At 58.7% G+C, this 19,284-nt stretch carries 11 protein-coding genes; 3 read left to right on the top strand and 8 right to left on the bottom strand.

Going from position 1 to position 19,284, the window contains the following annotated elements:
* Window positions 1-179: 179 nt before the first annotated feature.
* Window positions 180-1,343, top strand: coding sequence for a type III PLP-dependent enzyme (locus PPUTUW4_RS03735; RefSeq protein WP_015093460.1), 1,164 nt, complete (start codon window positions 180-182; stop codon window positions 1,341-1,343).
* A 100-nt stretch (window positions 1,344-1,443) separates the two neighbouring features.
* Here the strand turns inward: PPUTUW4_RS03735 and PPUTUW4_RS03730 are convergent, their stop codons facing one another.
* Together PPUTUW4_RS03730 and PPUTUW4_RS03725 are read right to left on the bottom strand one after the other, a co-directional pair.
* Window positions 1,444-2,202 (bottom strand): tetratricopeptide repeat protein, encoded by a 759-nt coding sequence (locus tag PPUTUW4_RS03730; RefSeq protein ID WP_015093459.1) that lies wholly within the window; start codon window positions 2,200-2,202, stop codon window positions 1,444-1,446.
* The gene (locus PPUTUW4_RS03725) at window positions 2,203-2,883 is read right to left on the bottom strand and encodes a Fe2+-dependent dioxygenase (RefSeq protein ID WP_015093458.1); all 681 of its coding nucleotides are present in this window, start codon (window positions 2,881-2,883) and stop codon (window positions 2,203-2,205) included. It lies immediately after the preceding gene.
* 207 nt (window positions 2,884-3,090) lie between these two features.
* On the opposite strand from PPUTUW4_RS03725, the gene PPUTUW4_RS03720 reads away from it, so the two are divergent.
* Window positions 3,091-5,415, top strand: coding sequence for a TonB-dependent siderophore receptor (locus PPUTUW4_RS03720; RefSeq protein ID WP_015093457.1), 2,325 nt, complete (start codon window positions 3,091-3,093; stop codon window positions 5,413-5,415).
* Between the two features lie 259 nt (window positions 5,416-5,674).
* A complete protein-coding gene (locus PPUTUW4_RS03715) occupies window positions 5,675-8,203 on the top strand; it encodes a sulfite reductase flavoprotein subunit alpha (protein WP_015093456.1) in 2,529 nt (842 codons plus the stop codon).
* Between the two features lie 38 nt (window positions 8,204-8,241).
* Here PPUTUW4_RS03715 and PPUTUW4_RS03710 read toward each other — a convergent pair whose 3' ends face one another.
* The 6 genes from PPUTUW4_RS03710 to ptsP form a co-directional block, all read right to left on the bottom strand.
* Window positions 8,242-9,141 (bottom strand): hypothetical protein, encoded by a 900-nt coding sequence (locus tag PPUTUW4_RS03710; protein WP_015093455.1) that lies wholly within the window; start codon window positions 9,139-9,141, stop codon window positions 8,242-8,244.
* A 105-nt stretch (window positions 9,142-9,246) separates the two neighbouring features.
* Window positions 9,247-11,493, bottom strand: coding sequence for an alpha-xenorhabdolysin family binary toxin subunit A (locus PPUTUW4_RS03705; RefSeq protein WP_015093454.1), 2,247 nt, complete (start codon window positions 11,491-11,493; stop codon window positions 9,247-9,249).
* A gap of 283 nt (window positions 11,494-11,776) precedes the next feature.
* Entirely contained in the window at window positions 11,777-13,366 is a 1,590-nt protein-coding gene (locus PPUTUW4_RS03700) for an alkaline phosphatase D family protein (RefSeq protein WP_015093453.1), read from the bottom strand.
* 94 nt (window positions 13,367-13,460) lie between these two features.
* On the bottom strand, window positions 13,461-15,200 hold the full coding sequence (locus tag PPUTUW4_RS03695) for a PTS fructose-like transporter subunit IIB (protein ID WP_015093452.1): 1,740 nt from the start codon (window positions 15,198-15,200) through the stop codon (window positions 13,461-13,463).
* Between the two features lie 11 nt (window positions 15,201-15,211).
* Window positions 15,212-16,153 (bottom strand): 1-phosphofructokinase, encoded by a 942-nt coding sequence (gene pfkB, locus PPUTUW4_RS03690; protein WP_015093451.1) that lies wholly within the window; start codon window positions 16,151-16,153, stop codon window positions 15,212-15,214.
* Entirely contained in the window at window positions 16,153-19,014 is a 2,862-nt protein-coding gene (gene ptsP / locus PPUTUW4_RS03685) for a phosphoenolpyruvate--protein phosphotransferase (protein ID WP_015093450.1), read from the bottom strand. Before ptsP ends, pfkB begins: the two co-directional genes overlap by 1 nt.
* Window positions 19,015-19,284: the final 270 nt, after the last annotated feature.

Here is a 19,284-nt window from a genome sequence, read left to right as displayed (position 1 = left end):
CGATCCATCCGGCTCAAGTACTGACGACGAGACAGCAAGGCCAAGGGAAAGCTGCACTTCCCATGGCCTTTTTGCTTTCGGCGACATGCCTTGGGAAGTAGGCGAACCAAAGTGGGGATACGGAGGACGTTCATTTGCACCCATTGTTTTTACTCGTTTGCCATTAGGAGCTCCCAGGTATGTCGATCCAGGTCGAAGACTATTTCGCGCGTGAAACCTTTCAGAAAATGAAGGCGTTCGCCGACAAACAGGAAACCCCGTTCGTGGTGATCGACACCGCGATGATCGCCCAGGCCTACGACGACCTGCGCGCCGGTTTCGAATTCGCCAAGGTCTACTACGCGGTCAAGGCCAACCCGGCCGTCGAAATCATTGACCTGCTCAAAGAGAAAGGCTCGAGCTTCGATATCGCCTCGATCTATGAGCTGGACAAAGTGCTGGGCCGTGGCGTCAGCGCCGAGCACATCAGCTACGGCAACACCATCAAGAAATCCAAGGACATCCGCTACTTCTACGACAAGGGCGTGCGCCTGTTCGCCACCGACTCCGAAGCCGACCTGCGCAACATTGCCAAGGCCGCACCGGGTTCGAAAGTCTACGTGCGTATCCTGACCGAAGGCTCGACCACCGCCGACTGGCCGTTGTCGCGCAAATTCGGCTGCCAGACCGACATGGCCATGGACCTGTTGATCCTCGCTCGCGACCTGGGCCTGGTGCCTTACGGCATTTCGTTCCACGTCGGCTCGCAGCAGCGCGACATCAGCGTCTGGGACGCAGCGATCGCCAAGGTCAAAGTGATCTTCGAACGTCTGAAAGAAGAAGACGGCATCCACCTGAAGCTGATCAACATGGGCGGCGGCTTCCCGGCCAACTACATCACCCGCACCAACAGCCTGGAAACCTACGCGGAAGAAATCATCCGCTTCCTCAAGGAAGACTTCGGTGATGATCTGCCGGAAATCATCCTGGAACCGGGCCGTTCGCTGATCGCCAACGCGGGCATCCTGGTCAGCGAAGTGGTGCTGGTCGCACGCAAATCCCGCACCGCGGTAGAGCGTTGGGTGTACACGGACGTGGGCAAGTTCTCCGGCCTGATCGAAACCATGGACGAAGCCATCAAGTTCCCGATCTGGACCGAGAAAAAGGGCGAGATGGAAGAAGTGGTCATCGCCGGCCCAACCTGCGACAGCGCCGACATCATGTACGAAAACTACAAGTACGGCCTGCCGCTGAACCTGGCCATCGGTGATCGCCTGTACTGGCTGTCGACCGGTGCGTACACCACCAGTTACAGCGCTGTCGAGTTCAATGGTTTCCCGCCGCTGAAATCGTTCTACGTGTAACCCCTCTGTAGGAGCGAGCTTGCTCGCGAAGGACCTGAGGCAACGCGCTCATCCAGTATGAACGCGTTATCAGTGACGGCCTTCGCGAGCAGGCTCGCTCCTACAAAGTTTCCAACTGTTCGGCACGACGTTTGTAATCCACAGCCATCGCCTGAATCTGCGGATGATCGGCGGCTGACAATGCCTTGTGCGCAACCCGCAGAAACTTCAGATTCCCGCCGGTCAGCGCCTTGCGCAGCCAACCCAGGGCCTCGTCGGTTTGGCCGGCGTGGGCCAATACCGCCGCATGGCTGAACTGCCCGCGAAAATCCCCGCCCTCGGCCGAGCGCCGATACCAGTCATGGGCTGCTGGCAAATCCATGGGAGACACTTGCCCCTCTTCCAGGTATCGACCCAGAAGGTTCATCGATTTGGCATGGCCCGAGTGTGCCGCGCGTTGATAGTAGGTAAACGCCAGCGCCTGATTCTTGCTGACCCCACGCCCGGTCGCCAGCAGGTTGGCGTAGTTGTACATCGCCCAATCCAGTCCCGCCTGCGCCGCGACTCGATAATGCCGAGCAGCAAGCGATGCGTCGGCAACGCAACCCCAGCCATGCTCATGACAACGGCCAAGCATATTGCGTGACATCAGGTGCCCCTGGCGCGCGGCGATGCCAAACCAGCGCATCGCCAGCGGCTGGTCCTGCGCGATTCCCTGGCCGTCGAGCAGAATCTGCCCGAGCAAGGCCTGGGCCTCGACTTCACCTTCACGTGCAGCGATCAGGATGGCCTGGGCGGCGCGGGCCGGACTTTCGTCGAGCATGGAGCGCAGGCGTTCGCCGTCGAGCATTTCCTCTCGGCGTAAACGAAAATCCGCCACTTACACCTCGACCCAGCGACGCAACAGATTGTGATAGGTGCCGGTCAGGCGGATCAGCGATGGATGATCAGGGACATCGCGGGTCAGTTGCTGGATGGCCCCGTCCATCTCGAACAACAAGGCGCGCTGAGTGTCTTCGCGCACCAGGCTTTGCGTCCAGAAAAACGAGGCGAGTCGCGTTCCGCGTGTCACCGCGTTGACCTTGTGCAGGCTGGTGCCGGGGTACAGCACCATGTCGCCGGCGGGCAGTTTCACTCGCTGGGTGCCGAAGGTGTCCTGAATCTCCAGCTCGCCGCCGTCGTAATCCTCAGGCTCGCTGAAGAACAGCGTGGCGGACAAATCCGTGCGCACCCGCTCGATGCTGCCTTTGGGCTGACGCACCGCGTTGTCGATATGGAAATCGAAACTGCCACCGGCGGTGTAACAGTTCACCAGCGGAGGAAAGACTTTGTGCGGTAGTGCAGCCGACATGAATAGCGGATTTTTCCACAGCCGCTCCAGCATCGCCGCGCCGATCTCCTTGGCCAACGGGTGGCCTTCCGGCAGTTGCAAATTGTGCTTGGCCTTGGCCGACTGGAAGCCGGCGGTGATCTTGCCATCGGCCCAATCGGCCTGTTCCAGAGCCTCGCGAATGCGCTGCACTTCGTCTTTCTCGAACAGGCCTGGAATGTGCAGCAGCATGACAAGACACCTGAATACGAAAGGGGCGCTAATGGTATTGATTCTTATTGCCCATGTAAAACACATCCGACGAATGAGTCAGCAGAAACCGTAAGGTTAAATTGTAAAGATTGTAAATTCAGTGCGAATAGTAATGTTTCGCAATTGTTACGAATACCTATTTACCCTATATTTCGCGGCCTCAAATCCTTGGGGAGGGGAATTCAAATGTCGCGTCAACAACCACAAGTACCGGTCAGTTCACCACGTCTGCTCGCATCGGCCATCGGCATGGCGATTACTGCCGGCTCTGCGGGCCACATGGTTTTCGCGGCGGAGAAAACCGACGGAAAAGCACCGGACAATGTGATTTCGCTGGGCGCCACCGCCATCACCGGCGAAGCCCAGGACGAGACAAGCTACAACGTAGAGAAAGCCTCCTCGCCCAAGTACACCGCGCCGCTGATCGACACGCCGCGCTCGGTGACCGTTGTTCCGCAACAAGTCTTGAAAGACACCGGTTCGCTCAACCTGCAGGACGCGTTGCGCACTGTTCCAGGCATCACCTTCGGTGCCGGTGAAGGCGGTAACCCGCAAGGCGACCGTCCGTTCATTCGCGGCTTCGACGCCCAGGGCGACACCTATCTGGACGGCGTGCGCGATACCGGCTCCCAGAGCCGCGAGATCTTCGCCGTTGAATCGATTGAAGTCAGCAAAGGCCCGAACTCCGCGATCGGCGGCCGTGGCGCAGCGGGCGGCAGCATCAACCTGGTCAGCAAGAAAGCGCACCTGGGCGATTCGCTCGATGGTGGTTTCACCTGGGGTTCCGACCAGACCCAGCGCTACACCTTCGACGGCAACTACCAGTTCACCGACACCGCCGCAGGCCGTCTGAACCTGCTGAGCCACGAGAGCAATGTCGCCGGGCGTGACAGCGTCGACTACGACCGCTGGGGTGTTGCACCGTCCCTGGCTTTCGGCCTGGGTACGGACACTCGCGTCAACCTCGACTATTACCACCTCGAAAGCAACGACACGCCGGATTCGGGCATTCCGTATTCGATCCCGGCCGGTGGCGCGGCTGCGCGTACCAAAGCCAATCCGGACAAGCCGAATGACGGCGGCGACAGCAGCAACTTCTATGGCCTGAACGACCGCGACTTCCGCAAGACCCGCGTCGATACGGCGACCTTCGCCATCGAGCACGACCTGAGCGACGCGCTGACCATCAAGAACACCCTGCGTCACGGCACCAGCATGCAGGATTACATCCTGACCCAGCCGGATGACAGTAAAGGCAACGTCAACAATGGCACCGTCTGGCGCCGCGCGAACACCCGCGTGAGCAACACCGAGACCACCACCAACCAGACCGACCTGTTTGGTGATGTCTACATCGCCGGCTTCAAGAACAGCTTCTCCACTGGTGTCGAGTACACCCATGAGGAAAACCAAAAGTCCTCGTACAACGTCAACACGGACACCACCCCGGGAACAGCCGCGGTAACCAACACCTGCTCGCCAGCCCTGATCGGCGCGCCAAGTGGCTACAACTGCACCTCGCTGTCCAACCCGACCCCGAACGACCCGTGGAACGGCGCAATCTCGCGTAACTACGCCGGCACCGACACCAAGGCCGACACCTACGCACTGTATGTGTTCGACACCCTGACGTTGTCCGAACAGTGGCTGGTGAACATGGGCCTGCGTTACGACCATTTCGATACCAGCTACAAAACCTTCAACGGTTCCAGCGTGACCACGTCCAAGGGCGATGACACCAGCGAATTCGTTACCGGTCAGTTCGGCGTGGTGTACAAACCTGCGGAAAACGGCAGCATCTATGCGTCCTACGCGACGTCTGCCACTCCACCGGGCAACACCCTGGGCGAAGGTTCGGAGGGCAACCCGTTGGGTGGCACGCCGGATCGCAACGGCAACCTGCTGAAAAGCGACATGGAGCCGGAAACCACCAAGAACTACGAAATCGGTACCAAGTGGGACCTGTTGAACGATCGTCTGTCCGTGACCGCCGATATCTTCCGCACCGAGAAAGACAACGCTCGGGTGCAAACCAACACCACCACTTATGAGAACGCCGGCAAAACCCGCGTTCAAGGTATCGAACTGTCGGCCAGCGGCAAGCTCACCGACAAATGGCAGGTCTTCGCCGGTTACGCCTACATGGACAGTGAACAAATCGATGGCGGTGATATGCCGGCAAACAAAGCCAACGACGGTAACGAACTGCCAAACACGCCGAAAAACAGCGCCAGCCTGTGGACGACCTATCAGGTCACGCCGAAGCTGACCATCGGCGGCGGTGCGTTCTATGTCGATGACGTGTTCGGCAACGTAGCCAACACCACCATGGTTGACTCCTATGTTCGTTACGACGCGATGGCAGCCTACAAGCTGAGCAAAAACGTCGACCTGCAACTGAACGTGCAGAACCTGACCGACGAAACCTACTACGACAAGGCGTTCTCGAGTCACTTCGCCAACCAGGCGGCCGGTCGCACCGCGTTGCTGAGCACCAACTTCCACTTCTGATGGACATTTGAATACGCAACCTCTTCTGTAGGAGCGAGCTCGCTCGCGATGGTCGTCAACGATGACGCGGTTAGCCTGAAACCCCACGTCGTTCTTGAGTTCATCGCGAGCAAGCTCGCTCCTACAGAGGTCGGTGTTGGCGCAGGCCCCGTTCATCCAGGTGAACGGGGCCTTTGCGCGTAAAAAAGAATGCTTCTCGACAACCCCACGGCATAATGCGCGCCGTGATGAATCAACTTGAACGAACAAGGCGAGTGACGTGTTGAAGAAAACCCTGTTCCAGTTGCACTGGTTTTTCGGCATCAGCGCCGGGCTGGTCCTGGCCCTGATGGGCATTACCGGGGCGGCGGTGTCGTTTCAGGATGAAATCCTGAGCACACTCAACCCTTCTGTGTTGCAGGTCGAAAAACAGCTCGCCGGTGTGCTGCCGCCTGCCGAACTGGTGGAGCACATCGAAGCCGCTTCGGGCAAAAAAGTCTCGATGCTCACCGTGGAAACCGACAGCGGCAACGCCGCCAAAGTGTGGTTCACCCCGCCGCCGGGTGAACGCCGTGGCGAGATGCGCTACTTCGACCCTTACACCGCCGAGCTCCTCGGCGATGCCTCCGGCCAGGGTTTCTTTGGCCTGATGCTGCAACTGCACCGCTTCCTCGCCATGGGCGACACGGGTCGGCAGATCACCGGCGCGTGCACGCTGATCCTGGTGTTCTTCTGCCTGTCCGGCCTGTACCTGCGCTGGCCGCGCCAGTGGAGAAGCTGGCGCGCCTGGCTGACCCTGGACTGGAAGAAAAAGGGTCGCAGCTTCAACTGGGACCTGCACTCGGTGGCCGGCACCTGGTGCCTGGTGTTTTACCTCCTGGCAGCGCTGACCGGGTTGTCCTGGTCCTACGAGTGGTACAACAAGGGCCTGACCCGGTTGCTCTCCGACTCACCGCAGAACGAACGCGTTCGCGGCGGACGTGGTCCTGCGCCGCAAGGTCCGGCACCAACAGCCAATTACGCGGCAATGTGGAGCAGCATCTACAGCGCGGCCGGGCCGCAACTCAGCTCCTATAACGTGCGCATGCCGCCAGTGGCCGGCCAGCCCGCGACCGTTTACTTCCTGCTGAAAACCTCGCCCCACGACCGGGCGCTGAACCAGATCACCCTCGACCCGGCCACAGGCGTGGTCAAACGGGTTGACCGCTATAGCGACAAGAGCCTCAAGGCGCAACTGCTGACCAGCATCTATGCACTGCACGTCGGCAGTTACTTCGGCATCGTCGGGCGCATCATCCTGACCCTCACGGCGTTGAGCATGCCGCTGTTCTTCGTCACCGGCTGGATGCTGTACCTGGATCGTCGCCGCAAAAAACGCCAGATCAAGGATGCGCGCAAAGACCTCGTGCAAACCGCCAGCGATGTGCCAGCGTGGCTGATCGGCTTCGCCAGCCAAAGTGGTTTTGCCGAGCAGCTGGCGTGGCAGACTGCCGGCCAATTACAGGCCGCCGGATTAGCGGTGAAGGTGCAGCCACTGGCAAATGTCAGCGAACAGGATTTGCGTGATTCCAGTAATGCGTTGTTCGTGGTCAGCACCTTTGGCGACGGCGATGCACCGGACAGTGCTCGCGGTTTCGAGCGCAAGGTACTGGGTAAGACTTCGACGCTCGACAGCCTGAACTACGCCGTGCTCGGTCTCGGTGATCGTCAATATCAACACTTTTGCGGGTTCGCCAAACGCCTGCATCAGTGGCTGGGCGAACACGGCGGCAAGACGCTGTTCGCACCAGTGGAAGTCGACAGTGGTGATCCCTACGCCCTGCGTCACTGGCAAACCCAGCTCGGTCTGCTCACCGGGCTGGCACCGGTCGATACCTGGCAAGCACCGAGCTACGACAACTGGACACTGGTGCGTCGCGAACTGATGAACCCTGACAGCAGCGGTTCGCCGGTCTATCTGTTGGGTCTGATTGCTCCGAACACCAGCAGTTGGCTGGCCGGCGATCTCGTCGAAGTGCTGCCGCGCAACTGCCCGTGGGCCATCGAACACTTCCTCGACGGCCTCGGTATTCGTGGCGAGACCACAGTGAAAATCAACGGCCTCGAAGAGCCGCTTGAAGTAGCGCTGGCCTCGCGTCAACTGCCGGAACACCGCGCGCATCTGGTGGGCCTGCATGCTCAATCATTGGTCGATGCGATGGTGCCTTTGGCTGTGCGTGAATACTCGATCGCCTCAATTGCAGCAGACGGCGTGCTGGAGCTGATCGTGCGCCAGGAGCAGCATGCCGACGGCAGCCTCGGCATTGGTTCCGGCTGGTTAACCGAACATACGCCGGTGGGTGGCAGCATCAGTCTGAGGGTACGGCGCAACAGCGGATTCCATTTGCCAAACGAGCCGGTGCCGATGATTCTGCTGGGCAACGGCACGGGTCTGGCCGGGTTGCGCAGTTTGCTCAAGGCGCGGATTGCTGACGGCCAACAGCGTCAGTGGCTGCTGTTTGGCGAGCGAAATCGTGAGCACGATTTCCTCTGCCGCGCGGAACTGGAAGAATGGTTGATCAACGGTGATCTGGCGCGTCTCGACCTGGCCTTCTCGCGGGATCAGGCCGAGAAGATCTACGTGCAGGATCGCTTGAAGGAGTCGGCCGAGGAACTGAAAAAATGGCTGGCAGAGGGTGCGGTGATTTACATCTGCGGCAGTATGCATGGGATGGCCAGCGGGGTTGATCAAGTGTTGCAGGAAGTCCTGGGAGCAGCGCAGGTAGAAACGCTGATCGAACAAAACCGTTATCGCCGCGACGTCTATTGAGTGCAGCCGGATCTCATCCGGCTACAACTCCACGTTGCTCATTGTTCTTCAACAGCATATTTACCTTTATGGCGCATGAAGTCTGACCACTCCTGCAACCTGTCTATCCGCAGTTGCAGTGGGTTCAGCAAGCTGGCAACCAGGCTCAGCACCAAGAGCAATGTCGAATACGTCGAGGAAGCTGTTATTGAGGAAAGCCTGTCAATCATCACCGTCAATAACAGCTGAATCCTGTTCAGAAAATTGCCGAAGTTGAATAGTGCGGAAGCGGAGGACGCGTATATGCCTGTCAAACGATACAGCTCCAGCGTTTGCGGTTCAGGATTTCCTCTGTACGGTCTCCTGAAATCGAAGGGGGAGGTCCCGGAACCCGAAGGAGGCTTTTGCGGTGAGTAGCCATACGCCTCTATTTTTTGTTTTCTTGCTGCAACGATGCGGTAGAACATTGGATGAATCCCTCGCTCCATCGAGGAGACATTCAATCTGTACCGTTCAACTGTTTTCAGGTTGGTGCGGCACTGCTCAATGAAATAGCTCACGACTCCGGATACGTTGTAAAAGCTGCAAATGGCAAGGTGAGGTTGGTGGAAGTCGAAAGGAGCGCACCCCAAAGTATCAACAGGCACCCGTCGATAACGCGTCACGCCTGGCTTGGCCTCAATGAAAACCTGCCGAAGATCTCGGGCTTGATCGACGCAGGCAAGCACTCCCGCCCGTACCGACTCCACATCATCCACCAAGGACTGAAATCTGGAGAGATCGGCGTCAGCCTCTTCACTCAACTTCTGCGCATAGGCACTTAGCACCTTTGATGTCTCAGGAGTGGAGTGAGTGATGAAATCCCTGTGGAGGACCTCGTTCAAGAACAATTTGTATGCGCGCAACGAAATAAAATCATCTTCCTGAAAAAGCAGGACATCCCTGCTCTCGTCGCTCATAGGCGCCTCCTGTGAATATTCAATCCCGAGTAATAGAATCATTAAATAACCGTGCATCGAGCGGCTCGACGCACGGCCATTCAAGGGCGGCGTGAAATGTAATACTTACAGATAAGAAAGCTGATTCAGGTAACCGACAAAACCATTGGCGGTAGAGAAAAATTCTGAAATCTGCTTACTTAAGGGCATAGCCTGATGAGCCTTCATCGAGCTCAAGAAACGCAACACTGTTTTGTCGATCTTTTCGAACTCTGCCACGTAGAGCTTGCGCTGCTCATTCATCTCGCCAAAAACTTCGATCAGCTTGATCTTGTCGGCAGTGATTCGTGCGCTGCGCTTTTCGGCAGCGATTTGCGCCTGCACCTCCAAAGTCTTATCACGAAGTACCTGATTCTGTTTTACCATCAAGACAAAGGAAACACTCTTAACTGCGCCCTCCAGGTCCTGTTTCACTTTTTCGATCGCTGCCAGCACAAGATCAACCTGAGATGGCTTTGCACCAAGTTTCTTGACCGTTTCAACACTCAGTTCGATATTTTTGGTAATACCGGAAATTCCGAGTTTATTGAGCTCATCCACTGCTTCGTTGATGACTGCACGTTTTTTATCAAGATCAGTCAGGCTGGAATTCAAACGTTCCAATACGACTTCACGCTCTGAAACGTCATTAATCAACGAGGCTTTGAATCCCTGCACGGTCGTCTCGTCGTAGTCTGCGTTGATATTCTTGAGGCTCTCACTCAACGAGCTGGAGACTTCACTGACGGATGCCTGTGCCTCATTTAACAACACAGCCTGCTCGCCATGTATTTCATCGACCTCTTCGGAACCTTCTTGCAGCTCTTCATCGAGCGACATCAACTGTCCAAGCGTGGATTTAAGTAAAAATTCGGTTTTCAGAGCCTTTTCCCTGACCACATTGGAGCAGCTCGAAATATCGACCGAAAGTATTTTAAACTTTTCGCTCAAGTCCGGAAGATAATCAGTTTTCATAAACAACAACTTTGCTTCCACCGCACTGTTACGCAGCTTCGAACTGCTGTCCTGCAAGACATCGGTTTGCACGCCAGGGTACATATCACTTTGCATTAAAGATCTCCTTGATCTTTTTCCTTGAAAACCGTACTCCCTCATGTATTCCATTTCCGCCTCGCGAAATAATTCAACAAGGTAATCAGCATGGTTGTGGATCTCGCGCCATGGCGCAGCGACCAAACGAAATTGAGTAATGAAGGCTAGCAAGCGAACGCCGCCTTCGATCTTCGAGATCGCTTTTCCGGAGCTTTCGAGGTAGGTATGGAGCACATTCCAGGTATGAACCACGTTATTTGTCGCCACTTCAGCATCCAGAGCAACCGTCTGCATATCCTGCATGTCACTTCTGATCCGCGCGATCGAGCCCAGGGTCTTGGACTTGCTCTCAAGACTCTTGATGGCCGCTGCCTGGAGGCGGCTCAGATCATTGCGCCGGGATCGAACACTTTCAGCTTCGACTCCGATATAGATGGCAACCCCCAACCCTATGGGCGAAAGTGTGCTCGCCGACTCAAGCGATTTTATGACCAGCGCCTTGTATTCTTTATTCAACTCATCAATCTGATTAGCGCGTTCCTTGATCTCGTTATTCAAACTCTCGATATCCGCCGCGTACGTATTGCTCTCGAGAGCCAGCGCCAGCAACTTGATCGTGGGAATGACATCGTTAGTCAGTTGTCGACTAAACGTATTTAGATCGATTTTGATTTCAACGGCCGTCTGCAGATGCTCCTTGACCTGTTCGAAGATCAGATCCAGAACATCCCCCAGGTCCGGGATGGTGTCCTCTTCCAACGCAAGATCCGGGAACGGTTTGCCTTCTTTCACTTCCCAGTCACGCAATTCCTTGTAGTTGGTGATTTTGTGCGTGCCCAGCGACTTTGCCAGCTTGATTTCAGCGAAAATTTCCTCGACCGAAGTAAGGTATACCTCCATGCTCAAAGCAAACACTTTCAAGTGGGTTCCCGTCAGCATGATGCGAGAGCGCAGGGAGGACCACAAACTGGCATGCGAGTTTATCTTCGTAAAAGATGCGAGAAAGTCTTCCGTTGTGAAGCCCTTGCCACCGTCTTCGTCGCCAAAGTTCAGATAGGTCGCAAGGGATCGCTCGTTGGTCGGAAGTGCCAGCCCTACGGCTTCGTACTTTCGCAGGGAAATGATTTGGGCTTTGGTCAGTATCAAACCGTTTGGGCGAGTAATGTCATTCGTACCCCCGGTCGACAAAGACATTAGTGATTGGGGGACAACGGCTGCAAGATCTGCAATTTCTTCGTGATTTTTGCCTTCCAGGCTCTTTTCCCACAATATAGCGGACATAGCGACTCCTTTCTAAAATTTGACTCTTAACCAGACCATTTAACTTTCATAGCCTGCTTATCGCCATAAAATTGAGAAAAGAAAGTAAGCAACCCGCCAATGTCGATCAAGCGATTAAATATATGAAAATATGATAGCTAGAAAACCGGGATAAAACCCCAGCAAAAAACATCAAACTCAGCGACTAACGAGAGTCACTGAAACTTCAATCAACATCTACACACCAATAACCAGAGCCATGCATTTGACAGTAATGACAAATAAAACCCCGCAACTTCCAGTATCAGCTTTTTGTGCAAAAATCATTTCCCACATAGCGAGCAACTGCCGAGTCACACGGTGACAGTTTTTGCTCGAATACCGACACGCCATCCAGATCGCGCAACACCACGTTCAACTCCCCCGTCTGTCCATCGATATTCACCTCGCCGAAAAACTGAAATCCGGCAAGCGGCGAGGCGTTATGCACAGGGGAGGCCTTCTCGAATACCACTTCAGGGCCAAAGGTCATATCCAGCGAGTCAGGCCCGAAACTGCCCGCATTCAACGGCCCGGCAATAAACTCCCAGAACGGTTCGAAGTCCTGGAACGCCGCCCGATCCGGGTGGTAATGATGGGCCGCGCAGTAATGCACATCCGCCGTCAGAAACAGGAAATTGCGCACCTGCTGCGCCCGCAGGAAACCGAGCAGTTCGGCGATTTCCAGTTCGCGACCCCGGGCAGGTCCAGGGTCGCCGTTGGCCACCGCTTCCCACCGCGTGACACCGGGGCTGACTTCACCGTCAGGCGCGCCAAGGCCGATGGACATGTCAGTAGCGATCACTTTCCATTGCGCGTTCGAGGTCTGCATTTCGCGCTTGAGCCAGTCCAGTTGCTCACGCCCGAGAAACGGCCTGGCTTCGCCAAGGTTGTCGTCGTTGGCCCCGCGATAACTGCGCATGTCCAGCACGAACACATCCAGCAGTGGCCCGTAACCGAGCTTGCGATAGATCCGCCCGCCACCCTCGGCACTCTGCAAGCGCATCGGCGCGTATTCGAGCCAGGCCTGACGTGCGCGGTCCACCAGGCTGTGGATATCTTTGCTCTGGTATCGTGCATCCGGCTTTTTGCCCGGCGACCAGTTGTTCATCACTTCGTGGTCGTCCCACTGCCAGATCTGCGGGACCTCGGCATTGAAGCGGCGAATGTTTTCGTCCATCAGGTTGTAGCGGTAATTGCCGCGATACTCATCGAGGGTCAGAGCGACTTTGCTCTTGGCCTCTGTGGTGATGTTGCGCCACACCCGGCCGCCTTCCGCGCTGAGCTGCGCCGGGATCGGGTTGTCGGCGTAAATGGTATCGCCGCTGTGGATAAAGAAGTCCGGCAGGCGCCGGCGCATCGCCTCGTAGATGCGCATGCCGCCAATGTCCGGGTTGATACCAAAGCCTTGGCCGGCCGTGTCGCCACTCCAGAGAAACCGGATGTCGCGCCGGGTCTGCGGCACGCTGCGCAAGTGACCGAACCAGGGTTCACTGGCAACACCGCTCTGGGCGTCTTCAAATTGCACTCGATAGAAAATCGCCTGGTCGGCGGGCAGCCCGGTGAGTTCGACCCGGGCAGTGAAATCGGTGCGCGCATCAGCCAGGGGCGAGACGAATCGCCGAGGGTCGGGAAACAGGCTGCGGGTGTCCCACTCCACCACCATCCGTGCGGGGCGGTCGCAGCGGCTCCAGATGATCGCCCGGTCACCCAGCAGGTCGCCAGACTGCACGCCATCGGTGAGTTGCGGCCGATCCTTGACCGAAGCGATCACCGCCGGCGCCAGCCCCGGCAACAACAACCCGGCGCCGACCGCTTGCATGACACGACGGCGCCCGAGATTGAAATCGCTCATGGGGTTCTCCCTGAAATGGAAAACCAATGCATGGCCCTATGACCCAGACATGACACAAATCCTTCCCACACCCTACCACCCACAGTTATTGGTGTCAGGCCTTGGCCGGCTCCAGTGCCAGCTCCACAGTCTCCGGCCGCTTCACCAACGCATACACCACCGCCGTCAACAGACTCCCCGCGACAATCGCCAGCAGATACAACAGCGCATGGTTGATCGCATTCGGGATCGCCAGCACGAACAAACCGCCGTGGGGCGCCATCAGTTTGCAGCCGAAATACATCGACAGCGCACCGGTCAGCGCACCGCCGGCGATACTTGCCGGAATCACCCGCAACGGATCTTTTGCGGCAAACGGAATCGCCCCTTCGGAGATGAAGCATAGCCCCAGCACCAGCGCCGCTTTGCCGGCTTCGCGCTCAGTCTGCGCAAACTTGCGTCGGGCAATGAACGTGGCGATGCCCAGACCAATCGGCGGCACCATGCCGGCGGCCATGGTCGCCGCCATCGGCGCGTAACTCTGCGAGGCCAGCAAGCCGACCGAGAAGGCATAGGCTGCTTTGTTGATCGGCCCGCCGAGGTCGACGCACATCATGCCGCCCAGCAGTACACCGAGCAGGATCGCGTTGGTGGTGCCCATGCTGTCGAGGAAATGCGTGAGTCCAGCAAGCACGCCGGCCACCGGTTTGCCAACCACGTAAATCATCACCAGACCGGTGAACAGACTCGCCAGCAACGGAATGATCAGGATCGGTTTCAACGCCTCAAGGCTCTGGGGTAAACGCGCGTATTTATTGATCGCCCTGGCCGCATAACCAGCGAGGAAACCGGCGATGATCCCGCCGATGAAACCCGCGCCCAAGGTGCTCGCCAGCAGTCCGCCGATCATCCCCGGAGCGAGGCCGGGACGGTCGGCAATGGAATAGGCGATATAGCCTGCCAGCAACGGCACCATCAGTTTGAATGCAGTGTCGCCACCGATCTGCATCAACGCCGCCGCCAACGTGCCCTCTTCCTTGAACGCGGTGATGCCGAACACGAACGACAAGGCGATCAGCAAGCCGCCGGCGACCACCATCGGCAACATGAACGACACGCCGGTCAGCAGGTGTTTGTAAATGCCGGTTTTTTCCTGTTTGACCGTTGTATTGGCAGCGCTTGATGCGCTTTCCTGCTGGCCTTCGGCCAAGGCTTTTTTCAAGGTTGCTTCGGCTTGCTTGAGGGCAATGCCGGTGCCACAGCGATAGATTTTCTTGCCGGCGAAACGCTCGGTGGCGACTTCGATATCGGCCGCCAACAGCACCACATCGGCCTCGGCAATCGCCGCTGCGCTCAGTGGATTGCGCGCACCGACCGAGCCCTGGGTTTCCACCTGCAGGTCATAGCCCAGGCGCTTGGCCGCTTGCTGCAAGGCTTCGGCAGCCATGAACGTGTGAGCGACGCCCGTCGGGCATGCGGTGACGGCCACCAGTCGCGGCGCGTTCCGGGCTACAGCCACTGGCTCGATGACCGCTTCAGAAGCGGCGTAAACCTGCGCTTCCTGCGCACCACGTTGCAGCACGGCTTCCACGTCTTGCAGGGCCTGGGCCGGGGTGCTCTGGAACACTCGCTTGCCGACAAACCGCGCCATGTCCACGGGCGCGCTGGTCACCAGCAGCACCCACTCGGCCGCGTCGAGGGTGGCCGCCGACAATTGCTTTTCCGGATGTGCGACATCGGTGATTTCGACACTGGTGCTCCAGCCCTGACGCTGGGCCGCGGCATCAAGCAACCGGGCACACAGCACACTGGTGACCATGCCGTTCGGGCAGGCCGTAATGATGGCTAACTTCATGACAAACCCTCTTATTGTTCTGTCAGGGGACGCACGCGCACACCCTGTTCGAGCTGCGCCAGTTGCGCTGCATCGCCAATGCCGAATCCGATCTGGGTCACTGCCATCGCGGCAATCGCCGTGGCAGTGCGCAAGGTTTGCTCCGGCGTATCGGCACTGAGCAAACCGTGAAGCATCCCCGCCAGCAACGAATCACCCGCGCCCACCGTGCTGGCGACGCTGACCCTGGGTGGCGTGGCATGCAGAGCCGAGCCGACGCTGAACCAGTTCACGCCTTCGGCGCCGTGGGAAATCACCACATGCTCGATGCCTTGGGCGTGCAAACGCTCCGCTGCCAAGGCCTGGGCACTGACCGACACGACCTCGCAGTCCAGCACCTCGGCCAGCTCTTCGGCGTTGGGTTTGATCAGCCAGGGTCCCGCTTTGAGCGCTGCACGCAACGCATCGCCGCTGGTATCGAGGGCAACGTTCAGGCCCAGCGTCTTCAAGCGCAAAATCAGTGCCTGCAACCACTGCGCACTGACGCCCAAGGGCAAGCTTCCGGCGACCACCACCGCATCGTGACCCGGGGCAATCTGCTCCAGTCGATCGATCAAGGCCTGCTGCGCCGCTTCGCTGACCTGCGGCCCCGGTCCGTTGATGTCGGTGATGCGGCCGTCGCTTTCCGCCAGTTTGATGTTGCTGCGGGTTTCACCGGGAACGCGGATGAAGGCGTCGACAAAACCGCGTTTGGCGAACAGCGTTTCAAACGCTTGCAGGTTGTCTTCGCCAAGAAAACCACTGACGGTCAACTGATGCCCGAGGTCGGCCAGCACTTGCGCCACGTTCACACCTTTACCGGCGGCGTGGGTGTGCATGACATCGCTGCGATTGACCTGGCCGGCTTCAAGGCGCGGCAACTGGACGGTCAGGTCCAGCGCCGGGTTGAGGGTCAGGGTGAGAATCCGTGCCATTACAGGGCCTCCACGAGTGCGCGCACTTCATTGGCGCTGCCCACGGCCAAGGCCTGTCGGGCAAGGGTTTGAGTCTGAGTGAAGCCCAGTTCGCGAATCCGCGCCTTGACCTCGGCAATACTGCGCGCGCCGACACTGAGCTCATCCACCCCGAGGCCGACCAGTACCGGCACCGCCAGCGGGTCGGCTGCCAGCTCGCCGCACACGCCGACCCATTTGCCGTGGGCATGGGCCGCGCGCACGGTGATGTCGATCAGTTGCAGCACCGCCGGATGCAAGCCATCGGCCTGGGCCGACAGCGTCGGATGGCCACGGTCGATGGCAAGCGTGTATTGGGTCAGGTCGTTGGTACCGACGCTGAAAAAGTCGACCTCTTTGGCCAGCACCGGCGCCAGCAAGGCCGCCGACGGCACTTCGATCATGATCCCCAGTTGCAGGTCGGCAACCGGGATTTCCAGGCGCAGACGTTCGGTCATGTCACGGGCCTGGCGCCACTCGTCAACGCTGCCGACCATCGGGAACATGATTCGTAGCGGACGGTTGTCGGCAGCTCGCAGCAAGGCACGCAGTTGCGCTTCCATGATCTGCGGGCGCTGCAAGGTCAGGCGAATGCCACGCACGCCGAGAAAGGGGTTTTCTTCCTTCGCAATCGGCCAGTACGGCAGCGGTTTGTCGCCACCGACATCGAGAGTACGCACCACCAACGGTCGCCCGGCCAGACCGTCGAGGACGCGGCGGTACTCGGCTTCCTGGGTCGCCTCGTCGGGCGCTTGCGGGTGGGCCATGAAAATCAGTTCGGTGCGCAACAGGCCGATACCTTCGGCGCCCTGCTCCACCGCACTGGTGACGCCGGCACTTTCGCCGATATTGGCGAACACTTCGACGGCATGGCCGTCGGTGGTCAGTGCCGGCTGGTGGCGTTGCTCGGCGGCTGCCTTCAAGCGCTGCTCGCGGGTATCGCGTTCGGTCGTGGCGCGCTGCAAGGTCATCGCGTCAGCGTCCACATGCAGACGCCCACGCTGGCCATCGAGCAGCAATGGCGTACCCGGCGCCAGCAGCAACACGCCAGGGCCGGCGCCGACCAATGCCGGAATTCCCAGGGCCCGGGCAACAATCGCACTGTGCGCCGTAGCGCCGCCCCGTGCGGTGAGAATCCCGGCCACGCGAGCCGGGTCCAGACGCGCGACGTCGGACGGGCCGACCTCGTCCATCACCAGAATGTACGGTTGATCCGGCTCGCTCGGGGTTTCAATACCACTGAGCTGCAGCAATACGCGACGCCCGATGTCGCGCAAGTCGGCAGCGCGCTCGGCGAGCAAGGCATCCTGCAACGCTTCCTGCTGCAGGGCCGCCGCTTCAATCACGACCATCCACGCAGCCTCCGCGCTTTCGCCCTGCTTGAGGCGCGTATCGACCTCATCGGTCAGTTCCGGGTCGTCGAGCATCTCCTGGTGGGTGATGAAAATTTCGCGAATGGCTTTGCTTTTGCTGCGTTCGATCAATCCCTGGATGTCCCGGCGCACCTGCGCCAGCGCATGCTGGAGACGTTCACGCTCGATGGCGGCGGATTCACCGCGCAACGGGTAATCGATGGTTTGCAGGACTTGAATATGCGCCGGACCGATGGCAATGCCCGGGGCGGCGGCAATGGCCTGGACCACGCTGCCGGATGTCGGGGCGAGGATCACTTCGGCCATATCGGCAACGACTTCCCGTGCCTGGCTGACTGGCGGCAGCGGCTCGACTTCTTCACCGAGGCCCTCTTCGATGGCGGCCAACAGGGCCGGCAATGCATCAGCCGCGATGCCCGGTTCGGCGATGAACTCCAGGACCTGCCCGCGACGGGCGCCGAGGCTGAGCAGTTTGCTCAGGCTCTTCACCGACACCGCGCTGTCGTGGCCGTCGACGATCCGTATGCGGATTTCACCCTCAAAACTTTTCGCCAATTGCGCGAGGATCTTCGCCGGCCGCGCATGCAAACCGTGGGCATTGGCCAAGGCAATGCGCGCACTGGGCCAGTCGGCGGGCACTTCACCACCGAGCACTTCGAGGACTTTGCGACTGCTGGTGGCGCGCCCCAGTTCATGGCCACGTCCTTCGATCAACAACGCGCACAGGCGCTCGAGCAGGGCTTGATGGGCTTCACCGAGGCTGGCCAGGCAGAACAGTCCATTGAGCGGCTGGCCGAGATAGCGCAGTGGTTTGTCCGGAGTGACGAAGGCCAGACCAGGGCGTTTCACCGTTTGCTCGCTGTGCAGCCACCACAGGCCATCGCCCAACGGCAACGCTTCAACCTGTTGCAGCACGGCGGAGAAACCATTGCTCACGCAGTCGGCCTGGCGCAACAAACGTGCGCCGCGCCACACCAGTTCCTCGAAATCTTCGGCCGCCACACCGAGGCCGATCATCTGCGCATCCAGCGCCAGCTCCTGTGGCGCGCCTTGCAGCAATTTCAGCAGCGCTTCAGCGGAACCGGCGCGACGCAGGGCCTGGCCCAGGTCAGTCTCGCCGAGGGCGCGGGTCAGCAATTGCAACAGGCGCAGATGCTCATCGGATTTGGCAGCGATACCGATCGCCAGGTAAACGATATGACCGTCGCCCCAGTCCACACCTTCAGGGAACTGCATCAGGCGCACACCGGTGGTGAAAACCAGATCGCGGGTTTCGGGAGTACCGTGGGGAATGGCAATACCTTGACCGAGAAAGGTCGAGCCCTGGGCCTCCCGCGCCTGTAAACCGGCCAGATAACCCTCGGCCACCAGGCCGTCGGCGACCAGATGCCGGGCCAGCAATTGCAGCGCTGCGGATTTATCCACAGCCGACTGGCCCATGGAAATCTGCTCTACAGTGAGCTCGAGCATGCTTTCTCCTTTTTGGCGCCTTGGGGCACCAGGTATTGTTTTGAATGAGTCAGCTTAGGCGCTTGATCATCGCTTTTGGCGGTTTCACGGCAGAACCGGCCAAAGGCACCTAAAACGTAGAAAATACGCCTGCTGAAACGTTTAATCTAGATCGATTGGCACGTTACTCGATATTGGCCCATCCTTGAAGTCCAACTTGTCGGATGCGTTGCGACAATGGTCGCCTGCCTTAATCGGTTAGGATTGACGAAAATGTCGAGGCAATCTCGA

This window comes from Pseudomonas sp. UW4, assembly GCF_000316175.1.
Lineage (GTDB): Bacteria > Pseudomonadota > Gammaproteobacteria > Pseudomonadales > Pseudomonadaceae > Aquipseudomonas > Aquipseudomonas laurylsulfatiphila.
The sequence above is the reverse complement of the archived record's forward strand: the minus strand, read 5'-3'. Positions and strand labels throughout refer to the sequence as shown.